General features: G+C 57.7%; 19 protein-coding genes. 10 read left to right on the plus strand and 9 right to left on the minus strand.

Annotation, left to right across the window (positions count from 1 at the left end; all coding sequences use genetic code 11):
• Window positions 1-11: 11 nt before the first annotated feature.
• Together RISK_RS04655 and RISK_RS04660 are read right to left on the minus strand one after the other, a co-directional pair.
• Complete coding sequence (locus RISK_RS04655; protein WP_047813102.1) at window positions 12-659, minus strand: hypothetical protein; 648 nt, start codon at window positions 657-659, stop codon at window positions 12-14.
• Window positions 652-2,268 (minus strand): hypothetical protein, encoded by a 1,617-nt coding sequence (locus RISK_RS04660; RefSeq protein WP_047813103.1) that lies wholly within the window; start codon window positions 2,266-2,268, stop codon window positions 652-654. Before RISK_RS04660 ends, RISK_RS04655 begins: the two co-directional genes overlap by 8 nt.
• Before the next feature lie 285 nt (window positions 2,269-2,553).
• Between RISK_RS04660 and RISK_RS04670 the strand changes: the two genes are divergently transcribed.
• The 5 genes from RISK_RS04670 to RISK_RS04690 all read left to right on the plus strand — a co-directional run bounded on the left by RISK_RS04670 (window position 2,554) and on the right by RISK_RS04690 (window position 8,389).
• Window positions 2,554-4,026, plus strand: coding sequence for a hypothetical protein (locus RISK_RS04670; protein ID WP_390173915.1), 1,473 nt, complete (start codon window positions 2,554-2,556; stop codon window positions 4,024-4,026).
• Between the two features lie 56 nt (window positions 4,027-4,082).
• Window positions 4,083-4,802: a zinc ribbon domain-containing protein gene (locus RISK_RS04675; RefSeq protein ID WP_047813105.1), complete on the plus strand. Its 720-nt coding sequence runs from the start codon at window positions 4,083-4,085 to the stop codon at window positions 4,800-4,802.
• Window positions 4,803-5,001: 199 nt separating this feature from the next.
• Window positions 5,002-6,024, plus strand: coding sequence for a putative zinc-binding metallopeptidase (locus RISK_RS04680; protein WP_047813106.1), 1,023 nt, complete (start codon window positions 5,002-5,004; stop codon window positions 6,022-6,024).
• Window positions 6,025-6,204: 180 nt separating this feature from the next.
• On the plus strand, window positions 6,205-7,230 hold the full coding sequence (locus tag RISK_RS04685) for a D-alanine--D-alanine ligase family protein (RefSeq protein WP_047813107.1): 1,026 nt from the start codon (window positions 6,205-6,207) through the stop codon (window positions 7,228-7,230).
• Between the two features lie 424 nt (window positions 7,231-7,654).
• Complete coding sequence (locus RISK_RS04690; protein ID WP_047813156.1) at window positions 7,655-8,389, plus strand: hypothetical protein; 735 nt, start codon at window positions 7,655-7,657, stop codon at window positions 8,387-8,389.
• Window positions 8,390-8,447: 58 nt separating this feature from the next.
• Here RISK_RS04690 and RISK_RS04695 read toward each other — a convergent pair whose 3' ends face one another.
• A complete protein-coding gene (locus RISK_RS04695; RefSeq protein WP_047813108.1) occupies window positions 8,448-10,757 on the minus strand; it encodes a serine/threonine protein kinase in 2,310 nt (769 codons plus the stop codon).
• 70 nt (window positions 10,758-10,827) lie between these two features.
• A complete protein-coding gene (acs, locus tag RISK_RS04700) occupies window positions 10,828-12,843 on the minus strand; it encodes an acetate--CoA ligase (protein WP_047813109.1) in 2,016 nt (671 codons plus the stop codon).
• Between the two features lie 224 nt (window positions 12,844-13,067).
• Here acs and asnS point away from each other — a divergent pair, with 224 nt between their 5' ends.
• Together asnS and gluQRS are read left to right on the plus strand one after the other, a co-directional pair.
• Window positions 13,068-14,468, plus strand: coding sequence for an asparagine--tRNA ligase (asnS, locus tag RISK_RS04705; RefSeq protein WP_449314164.1), 1,401 nt, complete (start codon window positions 13,068-13,070; stop codon window positions 14,466-14,468).
• On the plus strand, window positions 14,468-15,454 hold the full coding sequence (gluQRS, locus tag RISK_RS04710) for a tRNA glutamyl-Q(34) synthetase GluQRS (protein WP_047813110.1): 987 nt from the start codon (window positions 14,468-14,470) through the stop codon (window positions 15,452-15,454). The genes asnS and gluQRS overlap by 1 nt, the downstream gene beginning before the upstream one ends.
• A gap of 143 nt (window positions 15,455-15,597) precedes the next feature.
• Here the strand turns inward: gluQRS and acuI are convergent, their stop codons facing one another.
• Window positions 15,598-16,578, minus strand: a complete 981-nt coding sequence (acuI, locus tag RISK_RS04715; RefSeq protein ID WP_047813111.1) for an acrylyl-CoA reductase (NADPH) — start codon at window positions 16,576-16,578, stop codon at window positions 15,598-15,600.
• Window positions 16,579-16,820: 242 nt separating this feature from the next.
• Between acuI and RISK_RS04720 the strand changes: the two genes are divergently transcribed.
• Window positions 16,821-18,437: a DUF5060 domain-containing protein gene (locus tag RISK_RS04720; RefSeq protein WP_047813112.1), complete on the plus strand. Its 1,617-nt coding sequence runs from the start codon at window positions 16,821-16,823 to the stop codon at window positions 18,435-18,437.
• A 6-nt stretch (window positions 18,438-18,443) separates the two neighbouring features.
• Here RISK_RS04720 and RISK_RS04725 read toward each other — a convergent pair whose 3' ends face one another.
• The 4 genes from RISK_RS04725 to RISK_RS04740 form a co-directional block, all read right to left on the minus strand.
• Window positions 18,444-19,304: an alpha/beta fold hydrolase gene (locus RISK_RS04725; protein WP_236696025.1), complete on the minus strand. Its 861-nt coding sequence runs from the start codon at window positions 19,302-19,304 to the stop codon at window positions 18,444-18,446.
• A 110-nt stretch (window positions 19,305-19,414) separates the two neighbouring features.
• A complete protein-coding gene (locus RISK_RS04730) occupies window positions 19,415-20,029 on the minus strand; it encodes a TetR/AcrR family transcriptional regulator (RefSeq protein ID WP_047813114.1) in 615 nt (204 codons plus the stop codon).
• 453 nt (window positions 20,030-20,482) lie between these two features.
• Window positions 20,483-21,718 carry an aminotransferase class V-fold PLP-dependent enzyme gene (locus RISK_RS04735; protein WP_047813115.1) on the minus strand — a complete coding sequence of 412 codons (1,236 nt, stop codon included), beginning with the start codon at window positions 21,716-21,718 and terminating at the stop codon, window positions 20,483-20,485.
• Entirely contained in the window at window positions 21,715-22,143 is a 429-nt protein-coding gene (locus RISK_RS04740; protein ID WP_047813116.1) for a SufE family protein, read from the minus strand. The genes RISK_RS04735 and RISK_RS04740 overlap by 4 nt, the downstream gene beginning before the upstream one ends.
• Window positions 22,144-22,950: 807 nt before the next feature.
• On the opposite strand from RISK_RS04740, the gene RISK_RS04750 reads away from it, so the two are divergent.
• Window positions 22,951-23,412: a hypothetical protein gene (locus tag RISK_RS04750; protein ID WP_047813118.1), complete on the plus strand. Its 462-nt coding sequence runs from the start codon at window positions 22,951-22,953 to the stop codon at window positions 23,410-23,412.
• Window positions 23,402-23,854: a MarR family winged helix-turn-helix transcriptional regulator gene (locus RISK_RS04755; protein WP_047813158.1), complete on the plus strand. Its 453-nt coding sequence runs from the start codon at window positions 23,402-23,404 to the stop codon at window positions 23,852-23,854. The genes RISK_RS04750 and RISK_RS04755 overlap by 11 nt, the downstream gene beginning before the upstream one ends.
• Window positions 23,855-23,877: the final 23 nt, after the last annotated feature.

Genomic DNA, 23,877 nt, shown 5'->3' on the forward strand with positions numbered 1-23,877 from the left:
GTGGCGTCGGCTCACTTCAGCCGCATTCTTGTGCTGGTTGCGACCAGATCGTCTTCTTCGAGCACGGAACGCTGCAGGCCATACAACGAGATCCGCAGTTCCAAACCAATCCATTTGTCGTTTGAGCCTGCAGGCTCCAAGGCCAAACTCTCGACCGTCATCAACCACCGCTGGCGGTTGATTTTCTCCGTCACTTCCATCACCGCATCCAACGAGCCATCCGCGACCAAAGTCAACGAGTGCGAATGCAGCTCAAAGTCCGATTCCATGTCCATCTCTGGCAACCGTCGATTGTGCGGGTTGTCACCTCGACTGGCCCATCGACGCCGCTGCCCATCGTCAATTTCCAAACTACGCAACGTCGCGTTTCCCTGTCGAACGATACCGATCACGGTGTCGCGAACCTGTTGAATTCGGTCTGGCGTGGTGGAACGCTCCAACAGTTGCTGGCGTTCATCCGCCAGTGTCGTTTCGATTCGTTGCAACCGCACATCACGCGACTGCAGCGTGTCAAATTCTTCTTCCAGCTTTGACAGTTCACGCTGACCAGCACGAAGCTCCCTGTACTCATCGACCAGTGGCTTTCCGATCACTATCAATGCAAGGAAACTTCCAGCCGCGACGATCCCCCGGATTAGCCGGTCATTCGGTTTATTCATGGGATGCCCCTTGACCCAGATCCGTCGCGGAACGATCGGGACGCATCCCCAACCGAATCTGAAAATTCAAACCGTCATCGTCCGCGCTGGCGGTCGTCCCCAGCAACGCGACTTGGTCGATTTCAGGCACACGTCGGACGTAGCTGATCACGTCATAAATGTCGTTTTCCTGCGCCGTCCATCCTTCCAAATGAATTTGCCGATCGGAATCCAACACCATCGATCGCAAACGGGTTTGAGCGGGCAAGCACTGCGCCATTTGCGTGACCAGCTGCTCGACCTGTGGCGAGAACGTTTTGGATTCAATCGTTTGCAAATGCGTGACGATTTCCCGCATCTCACGCACGCCGGCCATTCGGACTTGGGTTTGCCGCATTTGCGTTTCGACAAACTCTCGTTTTTGCAGCTGCCGATCGGCGCGGGACCGCTCGTTGGCCACCATCGCAAACCCGAACAACAACAAACACGCGGCCGCCGCGACGGGCCAAGCGGTCCCCGTCATTCGTCGCAAAAACGATTTGCCACGATCCCGCCGGATCTCTTGCAGCAAATCAGGTTTGGGCATCTCGTGGTTGCTGATCAACGGCAACACCGCTGCCATCACAGCGACCGTGTCACTCGCCGCCAACGGTACGTCACAAGCGATTTTGTCATGGTCGTCATCGGAAACGTTCTTGTACCGATCAATCTTCCATGACGCGGAACTCAAATCGATGGCGGACACGGAGAGCTTGGAATCATTCGCGAAGTGGCGGACAACAGGATTCACTTTGTCGACGCCGCCCCCGACAAACAGTTGATCCAACTGGTGGTCAGACATCCCGCGATGACGCTGACAAAATCGCTGCAATCGCTCGAGGTGATGATCGATCACATCCGCGAACTCACTGCCATCTCGGGTCGCTGCCGGACGATAGTCCAACAACAATCGTCCCTCGAATGAAATCCCCACTTCCCACGACTGACCAAACGAATCGGCAATCAACACAGGTGCGTGTCGGTCCAACCCCAACCACCCCGTCAGTCGGGCCAAGCTGACCAACGAAGGTTCCAACCAAGCGATCTCGACATCGCACATTCGAAACACTTCGTACAGATTTTTCAGACGCACTCGGTTGCCCACCGCTGTCAGTGCGTGCTCCATCCCCGGACCGATTGTCTCGCGCGTGTGTCCCGTGACTTTCCCGCCCGGCCCCAACTGCAAATAGCGAGGGATGCGTCCCGCCAGGGCGGACAGATCGCGGTCCACATCTTCCACCGTCCCCACCGAAATTCGCGTGACGCAGAAGTCTCCGCTGAGCGAGATGGCCACTGGATCATCACCAATTTGATGGCGCTGTTTCAAAGTCGCCAGCGCTTCCGCCATTTCAGCCCAACGCCCACTGTTGATCCAACCTTTGGAATCGGAACAGCGGATTTGATCGACGATCATTTCGTCGGCGGGTTCGTTCAGTTGCATCGCCTCGGCCGAGTGACTGGCGATGCACAACATCAATCGATCGTCTTCGATTCGCAACGCGACACGTCGATCGCTCGACGGTCCGTTCGCCGATCGCCCCAAGGGCCACCGCCGAGCGCGTTCGTTCAATTTGGTTGCAGAGCGATTCATATGCTCGTGCCAACGGCATTCACGCCAGGAAGACTGAGCCTAAAACCGCACCAGGTGGAAAGATTCCACCTGCTTTCGGTTGACCGACCAGGTCTTGGCCGCATTACCGAACAGAACGGCAGCCTCGTGTTGGCAAAGTGTTACGATAACAACAGTCGATTCAATTGCTTGGCTGGTAACATCCCTGCCTCCACCGGGCATCTCCATGATCTGAAATCGGACCATCTCCTCATGACTTCTTCTCTTCCCATCGGTTCGAAATCGAGCGGCGACGCTGTGGTTTGCATGAACCAACCTTCGAACCGTCGTCGCCATCTTTTCGGACGACCGCAAACTCGCGTCGGTGTGCTGTTGATCGCCAGCTTGCTTTTCAGCTTGTTCGCTGCCCCCTCTGCCTCGGCCCAGAACGGATCGTTCCTGGAAAGCTTGTTCCGATCGATCGCCGAACAGAAGCTGCAAGAGGAAATGTCGAAACGCGAAGCGGATCGTGGAGGACGACCGACCGCCCCCGCACCTCGCCCGGCACCACGGCCCGGAGAATTCCCCGCCGGCCCCCTCGGCCCAGCCACGCCTGGAAACCGCCCCCCACCGTCTTCGAACCATCCCCGCGACGACCATCGCCACGATGGGCCGCAGACGATTCGCACGTCCTCCCGAGAGGTTCGACAGTTCGCCGAACAGTTGATTCAGATGGATCGTGAATTGGCGGAACTCAAGGAAGCCCTCCAAGCCTTGTCGCGACGTGACGCTGGCGTTCGTGCTTTGCTGCCGGAGACCTATCAGGTTCAAGCCCTCACGCGAACCGTGCTTCATCAATGCGATGGAGCCAACTCGCTCGCGCCACTGCATGATCCCTATCGCAGTTTGGACCAACGTTGGCGGGAACTTTCTTTCCAAGTTCGCTCGTTGCCGAATCGTTCCGATCAACTGCGAGCGATTGTTGCCAGTTGTGATCAAACCGGCCGCCAGTTGTCACGCCAAATGGGAATCGAAGCCCAATTTGATCGCCACGGTTTGCACGATCAAATGCTCATCGCCGCGACTTACATGCAAGCTCTGCTGGATGACGTCGAGACCGCTCGGGTGCCATCGGATCAGGCGCGCGACTTGGTGCACCGAGGCCGATTGCTTCGCGAAGTGATCCTGGAAGAAGCTGACCGGGCGGAGACGGTTCAGTACGACGTGATCGTCAGCCGCTTCACTGATTTCGTGGCTCGCTGGCAAGACTACGCCAATGAATTGGCCTCCCTTCGCGATCCGGTGCTGGACCGTCGTCTGGCTCGCATCGCTCAATGCGGCGACCAAACCTACGCTTTGTTGTGGATGCCACCGCCGTCTCGTCCGACGTTGCCTGGTGGTGGTTCACGGCAAGACGAACTGTCCCCTCGGACACGACAAGCTCTGCTGTCCGAAGCCGCGTCGCTAGAAGGATCCGCCGAGTACTTTCGAGCTGACTTGAAACGCTACGCACGGTACCTGACGCCAGACTCTTACGAGCGAGAGGTTCTTCGGGGCACGGACCGACTTTACGAACTGGCCAAAAAGCTGCACGAGGACTTGGATCGCCGCCAGCCGTTGGATCGATTGCAACGCACCGTGTCCGAACTGGCAGAGACCTGGGAAGATCTGGCAAATGAGATCGGTCACATTGACTCGCATGGTCTGACCGGTCGCCGCGCCGATGCGATCCGACAGCGATTTGAGCAAATGCTGCCAATGGTCGGTTCCTTGTCCGCCGCTTTGCTGCCGACTCGCTAATCGACGTTTGTGTTTTCCTGTTCTCATTCGCCTCCATTTCAGTCTGACTCGCGCCCATGAGCCACCGTTCCGTTCGCTGCCCGCAGTGCAAAACCACCGCCAACGTTCCCGCGTCGGTGGTGACCGCTCGCTGCCCCTCCTGCAGCCATGTGTTCAGCGTGGACTCAGCCCAAGTCGTGGAGGCACCGCAGACGACACCCGCGAAACCGAAGAAAAACAAGTCTTCCTCGGCGAGTGGTGACCTGAACGTGCCGCTTCTCGCGGGGGTACTGGGAGGCGTGTTGATGTTCGCAATGGTTGGCGTGTTGGCCGTGATGTTGACGTCGGATTCCGAATCGTCCGGTTCCTCCCCCCCCAGCGATTCCCAGGCATCGGATGCGGCACCGTCAGAGAGTGACCAACCGGTCCTCGTCGTGCTCAGCGAAGCCGAACTCGCGGCGCTCCCGATCGCGAATGTTCCCGAAAGCAAACGCCGTTTGATTTACGATCAAATCCGAGCCTCGGCCCGGACGACGCTCGAGGCCCCGCTGCTGGTTCCTGACGGAAATCCTCTGCGAGCTTCCCTGGAAAAGAACCAACAAGCCATCCACGACAACTCGATGCGGCAGTTGGCCGCGTTGCACGATGTGCCACTGAACGACATGGCATTGATCACCGCCGAAGGCGATGCCAAAAACTGGGACCCCAGCCCACGCAGTCACGCTCGACGCAATGGCGAGCGACTCTATCCCGAGGAACGCAGTCGGGGCTGGAAGGGAAAGAGCAAAGGCAATTAGAAATGGTCGGCAACAACCGCTCAGCGCAACCGGCCGATTGTGTTTCACGAATTGTCTTTCGCGAACCTTTGAACTCGCATCTGCCAAGAACGCAAATACACTGAGCGACGACCGATGGAACGTCATCAGGAAATGTCTCGGCGGCACGTTCCTGAGTGGCCACTCTCGCAACGGATTCGACTCTTAGCACCACGGATTGATGGCGAAACGAAAACCGGATCTCGATTCTCTCTCAGACGAGCAATTGCTCGATCTGCGAATGTGTGACCTGGGTGTCACGATCGCCAATTCGCCGCTGAAGAAACGGATCGAGCAACTCAATGCCGAACTGGCTGACCGCGATCTCCGATTCACTCCCCACTGTTGGTTAAGTGAGGATTGGTTCTCACCCGATGAAATCCCTGGGATCGCCATTCCGTTTTACTTGGCGCATCCCCGACTGATGCGACTGGAACGAAAACAGTTGCTGGAGGTCGAAGGTGGCACTCACGAATGGTGCATGAAGATTTTGCGGCACGAGGCTGGACATGCGATCGACACCGCATTCCGGTTGCGACGCAAGGCCATCTACCGCAACACATTCGGCAAAACCTCGCTGCCTTACCCAGAATACTATCAGCCCAAACCGTCGAGCCGCGATCACGTTTTGCACCTCGACATGTGGTACGCTCAAGTCCACCCTTTGGAGGACTTTGCCGAGACATTCGCAGTCTGGCTGCGTCCCGGTTCACGCTGGCGAACTCGCTACAAAGACTGGCCAGCGATCGAAAAGTTGAAGATGGTGAACGAACTCATGACGTCGCTACAGGGCAAGAAGCCGCCGGTGCAATGCCGAGCGACCTTGGATCCGATCAGCCGCATTCGCAGAACCTTGCGGACGCACTACGAGCGGAAACGCCAGCACTACGGGTTGGATCTCCCCAGCGTTTACGACAATGATTTGCGTCGTCTCTTCTCGTCCGACGATGGCCATCGCCGCAATGTCACCGCGGCCGCATTCCTCAGCCGCATCCGCACTGAACTGCGTGGCTCGGTCGCGAAATGGACCGGTGAATACGCCTACACAATCGATCAAGTCATCCAGGAAATGATCGAACGCTGCCGCGAACTGCAACTTCGTCTGGGAGCCTCGCCGGAAGATACCAAACGGGATGCGATGATCTTGGTCGCCGTCCGCACGACGAACTTCCTGCACGAAGGGGGTCACCGTGCTGCGGTCTAGAGCAAGTGAACCCGGCTCCCAATTCTTGGGCCACCCCAACCGCCTCGTCGAGGGTTCAGCATCGGATCCAGCGCGTAACCCTCCCCGGCTCGAAGCAGGGAGACCCTCCCCAAGGGAGGATGAAGCGAGGGGAGGCCCGAGCATGAGCTCGGCAACCGCCCTCACCGCAGGAGACCACAGATGAGCAAATTGCGTGTGCTGGTGTTGGTCCGCGAAGGCAATGTTCCTCCCGATTCACTGGAAGGCTTCACCGACAAAGAATCCGACCCTTGGAAAGCCGAATACGATGTCTGCGAGACCCTCCGTGGACTCGGGCATGAGGTGCTGCCGCTGGGGATCTTTGATGACCTGGCCCCCATTCGTGCGGCCCTGCAGAACTTCCAACCCGACATCACTTACATGTTGTTGGAAGAGTTCTACGGTGTGGTCACCTACGATTTCGCCGTGATCAGTTATCTGGAATTGATGCAGCAACCGTACAGCGGCTGCAACCCGCGTGGATTGATGCTCAGCAAAGACAAAGCATTGTCGAAAAAGTTGCTGATGTACCACCGAATCCCGACCCCGCGTTTCGCGGTGTTCCCCAATGGCCGAGCCGTCCGACGCCCTAAGAAGCTGGAATTCCCGCTCTTTGTGAAGTCCACCATCGAGGACGCGTCCTTCGGAATCGCCCAAGCCTCGATCGTTCACAACGACGAAGCCCTCGCCGAACGAGTCACCTTCCTGCACGAGAAAACGGGCGGCGACGTGATCGTGGAACAGTACATCGAAGGCCGTGAACTGTACGTCGGTGTGATGGGCAACACACGTTTGGTCACGTTCCCCGCATGGGAAATGGACTTTGGCAAAATGCCGGACGAGTCGGCGCGAATCGCCACCAGCCGAGTGAAGTGGGACCGCAAATACCAAGAGAAACATGACATCACCTGCCACGCCGCGGAAGGCTTGACCGACACCCAACAAAAGCACATCGCCAAGCTCTGCAAACGAGTTTACCGAGCGCTTCACATGAGTGGATACGCTCGCATGGATTTGCGGATGACACCTTCCGGCGAGGTCCACGTGATCGAAGCCAACGCGAATCCCAACATCGAATACGGGGAAGACTTCGCCGAGTCAGCCGCCGCAGCAGGCATCCCGTACGAGTCGTTGATCCAGCGCATTCTCAACCTCGGTCTCAGCTACCGAGCCGCCTGGATGGGCTGAGCCTGGGCTGATAAAGATGAAATCAACCAGGCGGTTTGGGCGGTTTCCGACGAATGGTATTGAGACGGCGTTTGTCGCGATTGAAAAAGTGAAAGTGCAAATTGACAATTGTAAAATGCTGGAATGCGTGGATGAGATCGCATCAATTTGCATTTTCCAATTGTCAATTTAACTTTTTCAATGAGTTGCATTCGGTTCGCACACTTACCACCCTGCCAACCTATTCATCAGCCCAGGGTGAGCCCCTGATCCGTCGGCGAGACCCTGAAATCGTCCCCGGTGGCCTTTTCCAAGCTTGCCTAACCAGACCCTCCTGGATGCAGATGGATTCTGGTGCCCATTGTTCCGATGGGAACCAATGGATGGATCGGATCACCGCCAACGCACGTCGCTCGACGGGCCAAGCCAGGAAGGGTCTCAGGCAATGCCTCTGAAGAAGCTGTGGAATTCTCTGCGTGGAGTCACTTCTCAACCGAAGGTGACTTCCGAGGCAACCCCTGCGGTCACCTCGCCGGACGCTGACGCACCACCCCAACCGGTCGTGCGTTCCAAGTCAGCCAAGAAGCTCGCTGCGAAAGCATCGGCTGCTGTGGCACAACCGGTCGCCGCCCCGACGGTGCCAGTCACCGCTCCAGCACCGGCTCCCACCGCGAAAGCGAAACCCGCCGCCACGTCGCGAGGCGTGCTGTCGATGCTGTCTCGTGGTGAGCACGATGGGCTGGTCAAAATGCTGACCAAGCAACAGCCAGCCAGCGTGTTGGAAATCGGCGTCGGTGATGGCTCGCGCACACCCGCGGTGGTGCATGCCTTGGCCGAAGCCAACCCGGCGCTGAAGTACGCGGTGATCGACCAGTTTGAGATGGTGGGCGGCACGCTGAAACTTCGGGACTTCCACGGTCAATTGGCTGGGCTCGCAATTCGTCCATCGATCATCCCTGAATCCGCCGCTCGCGGTGTGGTGACGGTCCTGCATCGATTGGGAATGATGGACGCCGTGATCCTCGATCCATCGCTGGACGCTGAAACCTTGCTTGGGCTCGAAGCCGTGCTGAGCAAGGTCTCTTACGCTGACACGATGATCCTGCGTCAAACCAACGGCAAATGGCAAGCCACGGCTTCGAACTCGCCCACGTTGCGAGCCACTCGCCGAGCCGCCTGAATCTCGGCCGCTTGATTCTCGAAACGCGCTCCCGACGAGGGTCACTTCCCCGGCTCGATCAACGAGTCAGGGCGGTGTCATCCAGCGTTGGATTTTTGGTCTGGCCCGGCTGCGTTCGCGCGGCTTGATCGAACTCATTGGCCCACCAATCGGCGGACTTGGCCTGGGTCCAGCGCCCGGCCTCAGGCAGTGATTCGAGTGCCGCGGTGCAATCGGCCACGGACTTGAAACGCTTGGATGCGGAACGGTCCAAGCATGTCATCAAGATATCTTGCAGCTCGTTTGGCAACGAACGATTGAGCCGATCCTGGGGCCGCGGGGGGACCTGTTCGAGCTGTTTCAAACACAGATCGATGACCGAGTCACCTTCGAAGATCGGGCGTCCAGTCAGCAACGCGTAGCCGACCGAACCGATCGAATAAATGTCCGCGCGAGGCGACGCCGAAGCCGGGTCGCGAATCGTTTCGGGTGCCATGTAAAGCGGGGTGCCGGTCATCGAATCGGCGCGGGTCATGCCTTCGTGCAGCGTCAAACTGGAATCGCCTCCCAGGTCTTTGACCAACCCAAAATCCAACACCTTGATATGGTCCCAAAGCCCACCGTGGGCACTGACCAGAATGTTGGCTGGTTTGATGTCGCGGTGAATCAGCCCTGTGCTGTGGGCTTCCGCGATCGAACCACAAATCTGCAACAAAAAGTGGACGGTTCGCTCCGGCGATTGAGGCCCGTAGTAATCGATCAATTGCTGAAGTGAAATCCCATCGATGTATTCCATCACATAATAAAACGTCCCCTCGGGATCGATGACATCCCCGATTCGCGAATTGCCAATCTGGGATTCTCCCGTCGCGGCACTGCACTGTCCAAAGTCATAGATCGCGATGGTATTGGGGTGACGCAGCGTTGATGTCAGCTGGACTTCGCGATGAAAGCGGGCCACCGAACGCGCCGACAATCGCTCGCCCTCAAGCACCTTGATCGCAACATCACGACGCAAATACTCGTGGCGTCCTCGGTAGACCGACCCCATCCCGCCGACCCCCAACAGTTCCAAGATTCGGTACTGACCGATCTGACGGCCATCCCCCTCCTCTTCCAACTGCCTCTGTTTGCGAACCGCTCGGTGCCGCGAATAAGCAATCAAACTCAATGCCATTCCGACGGAGATCACCCCACCGGCCAGCGTCGAGATCAGAACCCCGCGCAGGATCCTGGCTGGTTGATACGCCTCGGCCACATCGATCTCGGTCGCGACGGCCAAGTCAAATTCGGGCAACCACTTCCAAGCCCCCACCACCGTCGCCCCGCGATAGTTTCGATAGCCTTCCAGATCCATCCCGTCGGCGCGCCGGGTCGCCTGATCCGCCATCCGCGTCAAAGGCAATTTCTGGGCCGGTGTTGAGTTCATCTCGCCGGCAAGAATGTCCGATCCTGGGTCACGCACTTGATAGTTCAGCACGCTGCGTTCAGGGAAACCCTTTTGAGCCAATTGGACTTCAAACCGACTGGTCGACAACATCCGGCCTTGGCCATCCATTGCATAGGACTCATCCGTTTCACCAGATCGAGTGATTTGCAACAGATCACTGAATCGATCGTCTGCTTCCATCATCCACCCGAACGCGCCGATGCATTGGTTGCGGTCCATCAAGGGCGACATCGAAACCATGATTGCGGTCTCATTGTCGTGGCCCTTCAACCGCTGAGGTTTCGCCAGTGTCGGATGACCTCCGATCAATCGCTCTTGGTTGACTTTGGAATACTCGATCGTCAGCCCCACCATCTCGTCCAGACTGCTGGCCACGATGCCTCCACTGCGATCCATCAACACCCAGTGAACCGTCCCGATCAGCGGCGGAATGGTCGTCAACAGATCCCGCTGGATGGACTCGCGTGCGTCGGGGGACGGCGGGTCCTCGCCACGCAGCAACTGCAAACTGAGCTGACGGACGCGTTCGTCGTGAGCGTAGCGTTCCGATTCGCCTAGCAAATCGGAAAACATCATTTCCAGCGAATTCACGTTGGCAGCCAGAACCGACTGCATGGAATGAGCGACCAAGTTCTCGGTCGCTCGCTGAATGGCCGAGGCCAAGATCGCCCCGGCAAAGCACGCGGCCAACAAGATCACCAGCAGAGAAACCCCCGTCGCAACGCGACGACGAGTGAACCAAGGCACGTCCTGCGACAATTGCTGCGGGTGATTTCCCGAATGCGGTCCATTGGCCCCATCAGTGCTGTTTCCAAACATAGACGAGAGCGTCTTCGCACCCCCGGCTACCCACGGACGACCGTGCCCATTGGCCAGCGCCCCGTCCACGGACCGGCCGTTCGACTGCGGCGTGTCAACGGATTTCGGGTCACCTGGCATGGAGCATGCATCGGTTCGCTCAGGAACCGATCTCGTGGAATCAAAGAAGTGGGGTCAGGGCCCCACCACTCTAGTCTTCCTCTCGCAATTTCGCGAGCGAGGAAAGGTCTTCCAGCGTCGATGTGTCACCCACCAATTCGCGGCCAGCGGCCACATCCCGCAGCAACCGTCGCATGATTTTGCCGCTGCGAGTCTTGGGCAATGCCGCCGTGAACCGAATGTCATCGGGCTGAGCCAATGCACCGATTTGTTTCCGCACATGCAGCTTCAATTCCTTGCGGAATTCATCGTCGTGACCGCGATCGTTGGAAGTCACGAAGGCTGCGATGGCCTGGCCCTTCAAGTCGTGGGGACGACCCACCACAGCAGCTTCACACACGTCCGGATGAGAAACCAAGGCCGACTCGACTTCGATCGTGCTCAGACGGTGCCCAGAAACATTGATCACATCGTCGATGCGTCCCATGATCCAGTAGTACCCATCGGTGTCACAACGTGCGTTGTCGCCCGTCAGATACTTGCCCGGGACATCGGTCCAGTACTGCTCAACAAATCGTTCTTCGTCGCCGTAGATCCCACGCAGCATCCCAGGCCAGGGTTGAGCGATGCAGAGCTTGCCGCCGTGTTCGCTGTCAACCGAGTTGCCCAGTTCATCCACAATGCTGGGCACAACGCCCGGCAACGGCCGGGTGCAGGACCCCGGTTTGGTGGGTGTGATCCCTGGCAGAGGACTCATCATGATGCCGCCGGTTTCGGTCTGCCACCACGTGTCGACGATCGGGCATTTCTCGCCGCCAATTTTCTTGTGGTACCACATCCAAGCCTCGGGGTTGATGCCTTCCCCAACGCTTCCCAGCAATCGCAGGCTGGACAAATCGTGCTTGTCGACGTGTTCGTCGCCCCACTTGATGAAGGCCCGAACGGCGGTCGGTGCGGTGTACAGCACGCTGACTTTGTGCCGCTCAACAATGTCCCAGAACCGATCTTCGGCGGGGAAATTGGGGGCTCCTTCGTACATCAAGCACGTCGCCCCAGCCGACAACGGCCCGTACACGACGTAGCTGTGCCCCGTGATCCAGCCGCAATCAGCGGTGCACCAGTAAACGTCGTCTTCGCGATGGTCAAACACCCACTGGAATGTCCGCTTCGCCCACAAGTTGTATCCCGCGGTGGTGTGCAGGATGCCTTTGGGTTTCCCGGTGCTGCCGGAGGTGTACAGGATGAACAGCGGTGTTTCGCTGTCGAGCGGCTGAGCTGGCATCTCGCCCGGCTGATTCTCCACGACGTCGTGCCACCAGACGTCGCGACCTTCCTGCATGGGTGCCTCTTCCCCGGTGCGTCGCAGCACCAAGCATTTTTCAACCGTGGGCGATTTCTCGAGCGCTTCATCGACCGTCACCTTGAGTGGCAGCACTTTCCCGCGGCGATACAGCCCATCCGAGGTGATGACCAGCTTGGCGGAGGCATCGTTGTTTCGATCCGCAATCGACTCCGCACTGAATCCCGCAAAGATCACCGAGTGAATCGCTCCGATTCGTGCACAGGCCAGCATGGCGACCGCGAGTTCAGGCGTCATCGGCATGTAGATGCTGACGACGTCGCCAAGGCCGATGCCCAATTGCGTCAACCCTTCGGCACACTTTGCGACCTCGGTCTGCAATTCCGCATAGGTCAGCGTCCGTTGATCACACGGCTGGCCGTCTTCCATCGGCTCGCCTTCCCAAATGATGGCGGTCCGATCACCGCGGCCGGCGGCCACGTGAGCGTCGACGCTGTTGTAACAAGCGTTGGTTTTGCCACCGACAAACCACTTCGCATGAGGGGGTTGCCAATCACACACCGTGTCAAACGGTTCGAACCAATGCAAATGCTCCAATGCTTCCGCTCGCCAAAATTCGTCGGGGTTGTCGCGAGCGGCGGCGGCCAACTTCTCGTATTGTTCTTCGGTCGAAATCACCGCTTGGGATGTGAACTCGGCCGGAGGATGAAACAGGCGATCTTCGATCAATACGTGATCAATCGACCCCGACGCATCTGCCGGCTGGGATGGATTGGAATTGGATTCAGACGCGGACGCGGTGGGCATGGGTCAGGAAGGGGGCAATCGAGGACGGGGGAGGGAAACACGTCAGCCCTTAGTTTAGTGGGAATCGCTTCCGTTGTGGTGGAGGCGTCCCCAGACCAATTCGCTACGATACAACACGATCGAATCACAAAGACCCCAATACGCTGTTGTCTGCCGCACTCACGGCCCAAAACCACGTTTTGATTTTTGTGTTGGATTCCCTGTTTGTCTCCTCCCAACGCTCGATGATTGCCCCCATGGACTGGACCACGATTGATGCCTGCCGCACCTGCACCGAGTTGCCTCGCCCAGTCGAAATTCGCGGCTGGATCCGAACACGACGCGACAGCAAAGGCGGTTTCAGCTTCTTGGAAGTCAACGACGGCACGTCCCTGGGCAACCTGCAAGTCGTTGCTCCCGCCGAACTGGACAACTACGCCGAAGAGATTCAAAAGCTGACGGCCGGCTGCAGCGTGGTCGTTCAAGGTGAGCTGGTTGAATCCCCCGCCAAAGGCCAATCGACCGAAATGCACGCCAGCTCCGTTCGTGTCGTCGGATGGTGCGATGGAGAAACCTACCCGCTGCAAAAGAAACGGCACTCCTTCGAAAAGCTCCGCGAGTGGTCGCACCTGCGAGCCCGGACGAACACCCTGGGCGCTGTGATGCGGGTTCGCAATCGGATCAGCCAATCGATCCACCGCTTCTTCGACGACGAAGGCTTCAACTACCTGCACACGCCGATCATCACGGCCAGTGACTGCGAAGGTGCCGGCGAAATGTTTCGTGTCACGACGCTGAACCTGGAAAAACTGGCTGGTTCGAATCGCCCCTTCGACACCAAACAAGATTTCTTCCAAAAGCCAACCCACCTGACCGTCAGCGGCCAATTGGAAGCCGAGACCTACGCGACGGCACTGTCTCGTGTGTACACCTTCGGCCCCACCTTCCGGGCCGAAAACAGCAACACGTCGCGGCACCTGGCCGAGTTTTGGATGGTCGAACCCGAAGCCGCGTTTTATGATCTCCAGGACAACATGCGTTTGGCGGAACGTTTTCTCAAACGCGTCTTCTCAGATTGCCTCTCGCACTGTGGCGAAGACATGGAATTCTTCAACGAGCGCATCGAAAAGGGCAAGATCGATCAACTGCAGTCCGTGATCGAAAAACCGTTCGAACACATGACCTACACCGACGCGGTCGAGCGTTTGCTCGCTTGCGATGAAAAATTTGAATACCCGGTCGAGTGGGGAACGGACCTGCAAGCCGAACACGAGCGTTACTTGACCAGCGTGGTCGGCGGCCCAGTCATCCTGACGGACTACCCTTCCTCGATCAAACCGTTTTATATGCGAGTCAGCGAGGACGGAAAAACGGTCGCCGCGATGGATGTGTTGGTCCCCGGCGTCGGCGAAATCATCGGCGGCTCCCAACGCGAAGAACGACTCGATGTGCTGCAGCGCCGCATGGCCGAAGGCGGCTTGGACGAATCCGAATACTGGTGGTACGTCGACCTGCGTCGATACGGCACCGTGCCGCATGCTGGTTTCGGCTTGGGACTGGAACGCGCCGTCCAGTACGTCACCGGCATGGCCAACATTCGCGACGTCATCCCATTCCCGCGCACACCCGGCAACGCCGAATTCTGATGTCCAGTGCCGTCTGCCGATTGGCACCTTCCCCGACGGGAGCACAACACCTCGGCAACGCGAGAACATTCCTGATCGCGTACTGGAGTGCTCGGTCCCAAAACGCTCGCTTGATGCTGAGGATCGAGGACATCGATTCGCCTCGCATCAAGCCCTGGGCAACCGCACAAGCCATCACGGACCTGAACTGGCTGGGGATGGACTGGGACGGTGACCCGATCATCCAAACCGAGCGTTCGACGCTGTACGACCAAGCCCGCAACCAGTTGATGGAAGCAGGCCGTGTGTACCCGTGCACCTGCACTCGCCGCGACATCGAAGCCGCCGCTTCAGCCCCGCATGAAAGCACCGCCTCGGGATGGACGCCCGATGCCCCGGTCTATCCCGGCACCTGTGCGGGCTGGAAAAACGGTGACCCGTTGCCGGAAGACAAACCGTTCTGCTTTCGCTTTCGAATGCACGCGAAGCCCGATCGTTTCTTTGATCGAGTCCACGGCGAAGTCACCTGCGATCCCATTCGAGACATCGGCGACTTTCCCATCACACGAAAAGCCGAAACAGCAGCAGACTGCTTGGCGGCGTATCAACTCGCGGTCGTGATCGATGACATCGACGCAGGGGTCACGGAAGTGGTTCGCGGCGACGACTTGATCCTCAGCACCTTTCGACAGCTTCAACTCTACGAAGCACTGGGACATTCCCCACCCAGCCACGCCCACGTGCCATTGGTCACCGGCACCGATGGACGCCGACTCGCCAAACGTCACGGCGACACACGTCTGTCACATTTTCGCGAACAAGGCATGACACCTGAAACGATCGTCCGCTGGGCCGCGAAAACATCGGGACTGTGCCCCGATTCAGACGACTCGCTGAAAGACATGACGCTCGATCAAATTCACCAAAAACTGATCGGTCAATTCGACTGGGTTCACATCCGTCGTCAACCAACCGTCGTCGATGACTTCGGTTCAGCCATCGACTGATCCCTGCACGAGTTGTCGAGTGGTCTGTCACAGCCAAAAGTGAGGGTTGATCGTAGTGGACGAGGCCACGAGTCCTTGGATTTGACGCCAGTTCAGGACTCGTGGCCTCGCCCACTACCCTAAAAACAAGTCCTGACAGACGACTAGGCTTGAACCGCCACCACGACACGTCCGCGGTGATCGCTCTGTCCCCAATTTTTCGCGGTCTCGATCACGTCGTCCAGCTTGATCTCGTTGATCATCGTTTCCAGTTTGCCGAGGTCCAAATCGCGGACCAAACGCTGCCACGCCTCTGAGCGCCGAGGTTGCTTGCACTGGACGCTGTCGATGCCAGCCAACGTCACCCCACGCAGGATGAACGGAGCCACGGTGGCGGGAAAATCCATTCCACCGGCCAGCCCGCACGCGGTCACGACGCCGTCGTACTTGGTCGACGCACAAATATTCGCCAACGTGTGACTGCCGACCACATCGACCGCGCCCGCCCAACGCTCTTTGCCCAGCGGTTTGCCGGGCTGCGAAAAATCGGATCGCGGCAGGACTTCGTCGGCCCCCAGCTCTTTCAAATAGCCCGCTGTTTCCGGGCGTCCCGATACCGCAGCGACCTCGTGCCCCAATTTCGATAGCAAGCTGATCGCAACGCTGCCGACACCTCCGCCCGCACCGGTCACCAAGATCGGGCCTTGCTCAGGCGTGACACCGCCTCGTTCCAATGCCATCACGCACAGCATCGCAGTGAAACCTGCCGTCCCGATCGCCATCGATTGACGCAGCGACAACCCTTCTGGCAACGGCACCAACCAATCGCCGGGCACACGTGCCAATTCTGCATACCCGCCCCAGTGGGCTTCGCCAATTCCGTAGCCGGTCACCAAGACCTCTTGCCCGACTTGGTAGCGTTCATCGTCGCTGGATTCGATCACCCCAGCCAAGTCGATCCCTGGCACCATCGGGAACGATCGAATCACCGGCACTTCTCCGGTGATCGCAAGCACATCCTTGTAGTTGAAGCTGGACCAATGCACTCGAATGGTCACGTCTCCCTCGGGCAACTGTTGCTCATCGATTTCCTGCAACGTTGCGGTCAAGTCCTTGTCGTTCTTCGTGACCAAGACGCCTCGCATGGCTGTGTTCCTGTGGTTGTGGGGGAGATGATCACAAACTCTAGCAATGCAGATTCTCCCTCGACATCCGCCGATCCCCAACCCGGCACGATCCATAGAGCCCTTTCGCCATCCGATCGCGTCTCACACTGGAAAACGCGGCGTTTTCGGTTTTCTTGCGTCCGCTCGAATAGAAGCCGCCCACCGGCTGGAATACGATGCCTCGTCTCGCTTCCCCACCCCATCTCCCCCAGATGAATCTCATGCGTTTGCCAGCTTTCGCACCCCACTTGCTTCTCGCCAGTTGCGTCGCGATCGGACATTCCTTCGTCCATGCCGACGAAGCGTCTCCCCAAACACCGACGCAATGGGAGGTCACCGAGCTTCGTTTCCAAGTCGACTCGCTGGCAGACAATCCCGTCGACACACCGTTCTCCGCGACCTTCGAAAGCGAATCCGGCCAAGCGATCAGCATTCCCGGTTTTTATGACGGAGACCAAACCTATTGCATCCGTTTCACACCGTCCGCAGCAGGCAAGTGGACCTACACAACCGCATCGACGACCAATGCACTCAACAACCAATCCGGAAAACTGACCGTCTCGCCCGCGACCGACGAACGCCGTGGCGGAATCGAGCTCGATCCGGACAACGACCGCCAGTTCCAATTTCAAAACGGAGACCGCTATTACCCGATCGCCTTTGAATGCGATTGGTTGTTCGCACTCGACGCTGAAAACGCCAACGACATTCCCAAGACGCGGCAGTTCGTCGACACGCTGGCCGAAAACGGATTCAACCAAGTCGTCCTGAACGTGTTTGCCTACGACGTCAAATGGGCCAAGGACGATCGCTTGGACACCAAGTACGAATACGGAAGCCCCAAGGTCTATCCTTTCGCCGGCGACAACGAATCACCTGATCATTCGAAGCTCAACATCGAGTACTTCCAACGACTCGATCGCGTGATCGAATACCTCGATCAAAAGGGCATCGCCGCTCACTTGATGGTTTATGTCTGGAACAAACGTGTGAACTGGCCGGAAGCCAACTCCGACGCCGACAACCGCTACTTCGATTACGTCGTCCGCCGCTACCAAGCCTACCCCAACCTGATCTGGGACATCTCCAAAGAGGCTCTTGGATACGGTCACAACGACGTCACCTACATCCACGGCCGCATCAAGCGTCTGCGTGAGTTGGATGCCTACCAACGTTTGATCACCGTGCATGACTACGGCTACTGCCGACGCTTCGCCGACAAAATTGATTTTGTTTCGGTTCAGCTTTGGCAATCCGAGCTCTACCACGTGATGCGAGAAGTCTGCAAAAACATCCCCGGCAAACCGATCCTCAACATCGAACACGGCGGCTACGAAAAAGGCCCCTACGTCGTCTTCAACGGCAACTACACGTCACCAGAGGTCTGCCTGGAACGATCCTACCAGTGTGTCTTCGCAGGCACGTTCCCAACCCACTACTGGCAAGGCGCCGCGTGGAATGTCATCGTCCCTGACGTCACCGAACTCGCTCCCGCAGACCGCCCGCGATTGGAGTACTACCGCCACCTGCAAACTCTGGTCGAGAAGTACGACCTCGGCAATTTGATCGCCGGTGACAAACGCAGCAACGCTGGCTTCTGCCTCCACAACGGCAAGGGCCAAGTCCTCTACTACGTCCCCAAAGAAAATGACTTCTTGGGACTGCGACTGCCCAGCGAAGTCCGCGGGCAAACGATGAGCTTGACCTGGTTCAATCCCTTCGACGGCACGTTCAGTGAAACGACTCAGCAAAAGATTGAACAATGGCCCGCGGTGAAAGTCCCTGGCGGAGATGGTTTCCGAATTTTGATTCTGAACCATCCCGTCGCCAGCGAGTGAATCACCCTACACGGCCACAGGAACCCGTTGCAGGAACTCGAGCGTCGCACTGGCGAACTCTTCCGGGTTGTCTTGCGGCACCCAGTGCGAGCAGTCCTTCATCGGATGCAGTTCCGCATGAGGCATGTCCTTCACCAATTGCTCCGCCGTGCTGATCGGCTGCCATTTGTCATCTTCGCCCCACAGCAGTAGCGTCGGTTGCTGCATCTGGCCCAGACGACTGGTCAGTGGAGTGGTGTGGTTCGTGTTCAAGCTCGCCGCGTTGCGAACCAAGCTCACGATTCCGTCACGTTCTTGGTAGGGCGTCACGATGCCTTCCTTGAACTCTTCGGTGAGTCGTTCTGGACGCGACAAACCAAACTGAAAACTCTCGACCAACTTTTCGGTCATCTCTTCCGGTTCCATCTTCGCATTGCGAGGATGCCCCATCGCGAGCATTTCATCCACGGGCCAACTGTCATACGCCACGCTGTTGGACAACACCATCGACCGAACCAACTCCGGTTTTCGGTCCGCCAAAATCAAAGCCACCCCGCCCCCGATGTCGTGAGCCACGAAGTGGGCACTTTCGACGTCCAAGTGTTCCAGGAAACGCTCGACGAAGTTGGCCTGGAACTCAATCGATCGATCGAATTGGTCGCGGCGGTCGGAGTACCCATAGCCAATCATGTCCGGCGCGATGACTCGGTAATGCTGAGCGAGTGTGTCGATCACGTCGTGGAACAAAAACGACCAAGTTGGGATGCCATGCAACAACAGAATGGGCTCGCCCTCGCCCACGTCGGTGTAAGCGACGTCCAGCGGTTCATGGATCACGCCATCGAGCGAGATGGTTTGTTGACGTTTTCGAAATTCTTGAATATTCATCGGAGTCTCCATCAAAAGGGAAATGCATCTCGTTTTTGAATGTCTGTTCAAAAACAAAATGCACAGCGATGATTCAAGCCCGCCATGCGTTCGACCAACTCACTGTCGCATCAGCGACTGCGAATCAATTCCGTCAGCGTCGCCAGCGTTTGCTTCGCGGCAGCCGCATCGCCACTGACGCGAGCCTGCAACAATGCCCCATCGCCCAACGCGACGGTGAGCCGAGCCAACGATTTCGCGGACGGTTTGGTTGCGATCACACCTGATCTCATCGCTTGTTGATAAGTCTTGGCAAACTCATTCACCAAACGTTGGGTCGAGTTTGCCATCCGATCCGCAATGGCCGCATTTCTTGCGCCAATCTCACCGCCCGTGTTGACCAACAAACATCCGCGATGATCAGGCGCCTTCGCATCCGCTTCCCATCGAGCCAACACATTCGCGATTCGGTCCAATGGTTCGCCCTCCCCGCGAAGCAACTCGACCACTTCTTTGACGCGGTGATCGATGTAGCACTGAATGGCTTTTTCAAAGATAGCCGCCTTGTCACCGAACGCGTTCACCAAACTTTGGCGGCCTTCGCCGGTCGCGGCTTCCAATTCGCGAAAGCTGGTTTGGTTGTATCCCAATCGCCAGAACACATCGACGATCGCCAACAGAGTCTCCGCGCGGTCAAACTTGCGTGGCCGACCGATCGGTCGCGGGGAATCGTGTTCAGCAGCCATGGAGCGGGTCAGAGCCTGAATGCGGCAGGGGGTGAAGGAAGCGATCAGCTTAAACGATCCGCCTCTTCCGTCACTCTCAATTCGCGAATTCAACCTCCTGAACGCAGAGCTGTCGGTTGGCCACTCTTGGCCGACATCCACCACTCTGACGGGTAAGAGTGCCCATCCTACATGCGTCGAAATCTAGTGGTCCGTCAAAGTTAAAAGTTAGGGTTGATCGTAGTGGACGAGGCCACGAGTCCTTGGATTTGACGCCGGTTCAGGACTCGTGGCCTCGTCCACTACCCTAAAAACAAGTCCTGACAGACCACTAGGCAGGGACGGGCAGGCGTGCCCATCCTACATGCGTTGCAACGTCGTTGACGACTAGATCAACAGTCTGCCAACGCCCAAACGGTGCACTTGCTTCACAACCTGGCCTTCTTCGATGAAACCGCGATTCCCAGCGTCCGATCAGGTCAAACGCAAGCGTTGGCAGGCGAATTGGATCGCATCCATCAGTGCGTCGACGTCGCCGCGCGAGTTGTAAACGCCGAAGCTTGCTCGCACCGTCGCGCTGACGCCCAGCAGATCGTGGAGCGGCATCGTGCAGTGGTGACCATGCCGGACGAAGACGCCTTTTCGATCGAGCAGTTGGGCCAAATCTTCCGGATGGGCTCCGTCGATCGTGAAGCTGGTGATCGCCCCGCGGTGCTCGATTCCGGGGCCGTAAATCCGCATTCCGGGGATCTCTTGCAAACGGGTGTAGGCGTATTCGAGCACGTCTCGCTCGTGTGCGTGAACGCTTTCCATCCCTAGCGTCGTCATGTAATCGATCGCTGAGCCCAGCGCAATCGCTTGAGCAATCTGGATCGTTCCCGCTTCGAACTTGGCAGGGGACGGTGCCCAAGTCGAGTGATCTTTGTAGACGCGATCGATCATGTGGCCGCCGAAGAGCATCGGGTCGGTCTGCTCGAGCAATTCGCGTTTGCCATACAGCACACCAATCCCGCTCGGCCCATACAACTTGTGTCCCGAGAAGGTCAGGAAGTCGATCTCACTGGCGACGACATCCGTTTGCTCGTGCGGGACACTCTGTGCTCCGTCGACAACGATGATCGCTCCCGCGTCGTGGGCCTTTTTCGCGAGCTCCGCGATTGGATTGATGGTGCCCAGCACGTTCGACATGCCGGTGACGGCCAGCACTTTCGTTTTGTCGCTCAGCACTTCGCCGATCCGGTCCATGTCCAAACGGCCATCTTCGGTGAGCGGAAGGAAGCGGCAGGTCGCTCCCGTCTGCAAGGCGAGTTGTTGCCATGGAACCAAGTTCGCATGGTGTTCCATCTCGTTGAGGATGATCTCGTCGCCGGCCTTGAGGTTTCGCTTGCCCCAGCCACTGGCGACCAAGTTCAGCGACATCGTGCAACCAGCAGTGAAGACGATCTCTTCGGAATGCTCCGCGTTGATGAACTGCCGGATCTTCTCACGTGCACCTTCCAATTCTTCATCGACGATCGATCCAAATCGATACACGCCGCGATAGGCGTTGGCGTAATAGTTCTCGTAGACCTCTCGTTCTTTATCGATCACGCACTGGGGTTTTTGTGCGGACGATCCGCTGTCGAGATAGACGAGCGGCAAACCCTTGGGAAGTGGTTTGTGCAGAATCGGGAAGTCGCCGCGAACGGCGTCGATGTCAAGTGGATTCATGATTGGGCCTCTGCCTGGACGGCTAGTTCTCGGACTCGCTGGACCATGCTGTACAGCCCGTTCCGCCGTTGCGGGCTGAGGTGCCGCTCGAGACCCAGTTTTTTGAAAACGTCTTGGGCATCGATCGCGATGATCTCCTGTGGTGTCTTGCCGGAATACAACGCCGCGATCACCGCGATCAAACCGTTGACGATGACGGCATCGCTGTTCGCGAGGAATTCCACGGTCGGTGGGGTGGAGTTCTTGATGTCAGCAACCAACCAGACGTTGCTTTGGCAGCCGTGGACACGATTTTCCTCGATTTTGGCTTCCGCGGGCAACTCAGGCAAGTTGAAGCCGAGGTCAATCAAGTAATCACAACGCTCGTCCCAATCGGGCAAGTCCTCGAATTCCTCGTACAATTCGTCGATCGTTAAATCTTGCAATCCAATCTACCTCTGTTTGTGTGGTTGCCTTCCGCTGACCGCATCGTCCGTTCGATGCTTTCGCGGTCTCAGTTGTTGGAACCATGAAGGTCCATCGCCAGGAGCCACGCAAAGACGTTTTTCGCCTTCTTCGCTGCACTCTCGCTCTAGTTTGACGCAGAATCGCCGTTTCCAATAGGTCAGGCGATGCCGGAAAGCTCCGCGGCATTGCCCGTTCGGCGTGATTTGTCTGCACATGCGTCGGGCAAATCGTGGCGACGAGCCAGGTGTCCAGTGGAGTGCCCGCACAGAAGTCGCGTCAGGCAACCTCCAATTCGACTGTTGGGCTTGCTTTAGACTGCGAAATCTTTGCGATTGGCACTCCAACAGCGGATGCAATTTTTCTTCCGGCTTCTGCCTTTCTTCATCCCGGTAGGGATTTCAGATGGTAGCCGGGGGTCGCTGTTGGCAGCGTACCCCCGGAAAACGAGCGTCCCCCAAAATACTCTCCATCCCACCGTGGCCATTGGCCACCGCGGGATGGAGAGTGGCGACGCGGGCGACAGATCCGTCGGTGGCGCGATCGCTTACCGACGGCTACTCTCTGACGTCCCTACCTGGATGAAAACTTGCGCAAGCCAATGCGTTTCACAACATCAAACATTTCGCAGCCAAGGCTTGCTCCAGGTGGGAAGATTCTTCCCCGCCTGAGTTGACAACACCATGGATAACTGTAGAGTGCAGGTAACGGGCTCTTGGGGATGTGTGTGGTCTACACGAAAGGCCGGTCCGTCAACGTGAAATCGCAATTCAAAATGGTGCCGAAAGATGTCCTCCATGGAAAATCGAAGCGTTCGACTTCCCCGTCTCGCATTCGTGGTGCGGATTGTGTTCGCACTGTTCCTGTTCGGGACGGGAATCATGACGATGGGCTTTGGATTGAACGGGTACCCGGTCGATCAAACGCCTGACGAGGTGGGGCAATTCATGATTGCACTTCAGGCAACGGGCTACCTGATCTTTTGGGTGGGCTTGTTCAAGGCCATCGCTGGCGGGTTGATGTTCTTTCCACGCACTGCCCCGCTGGCGATCCTGATGTCGCTGCCATACGCATTCAACATCCTGCTGTATGTGACCTTCTTTGCTCATCAATACTTGGCGGTCGGGCTGCCGGATTTCGGGGCGTGTGCGTTTCTGCTTTACTGCTATTTTGATTGGTATCGACCAATCTTTGCGGCACCGACAACGGGTGCGACTCCTGGTTCATGGGAGGATGCAAATGCAGTTTGATTCGGAATCCTCACCAGGATTCGCGATTGGTCGGGTTGCCTATCTGATTCGATCTGAAATGGCGTCCGTTCTCAAAGGTGTTGGTTGGCCGTTTTCCCCAGAGGAAACACAGACCTTGATCACCTTGTCCGACGCTGGCGAACCACTTTGCATGAGCGATTTGGCAGCCCACATGATCCGAGATCCGACGACCGTCAAGCGACAATTGGATCGTCTGGTTGAGCAGCAATTTGTCGAGCGGAGCGTGTCGAGTGAAGACGCTCGCATCGTGATGGTCGGTTTGACTCGGCTTGGGGAGAAGCAACTCGCGACCGTCTTGCCGGTGCTGGACGAATTGCGGAAAGCGACGCTTGACGGCGTCTCCAAGACAGAACTCGATGCCACACAGCGGGTTCTTCGAAAGATGCAAAAGAACCTAGCAAAACGTCTTTCAAAGGGTTAACCCGACGAAGCGATTCCTCTTCT

Origin of the sequence: Rhodopirellula islandica, from assembly GCF_001027925.1 — a bacterium.
GTDB classification, from domain to species: domain Bacteria; phylum Planctomycetota; class Planctomycetia; order Pirellulales; family Pirellulaceae; genus Rhodopirellula; species Rhodopirellula islandica.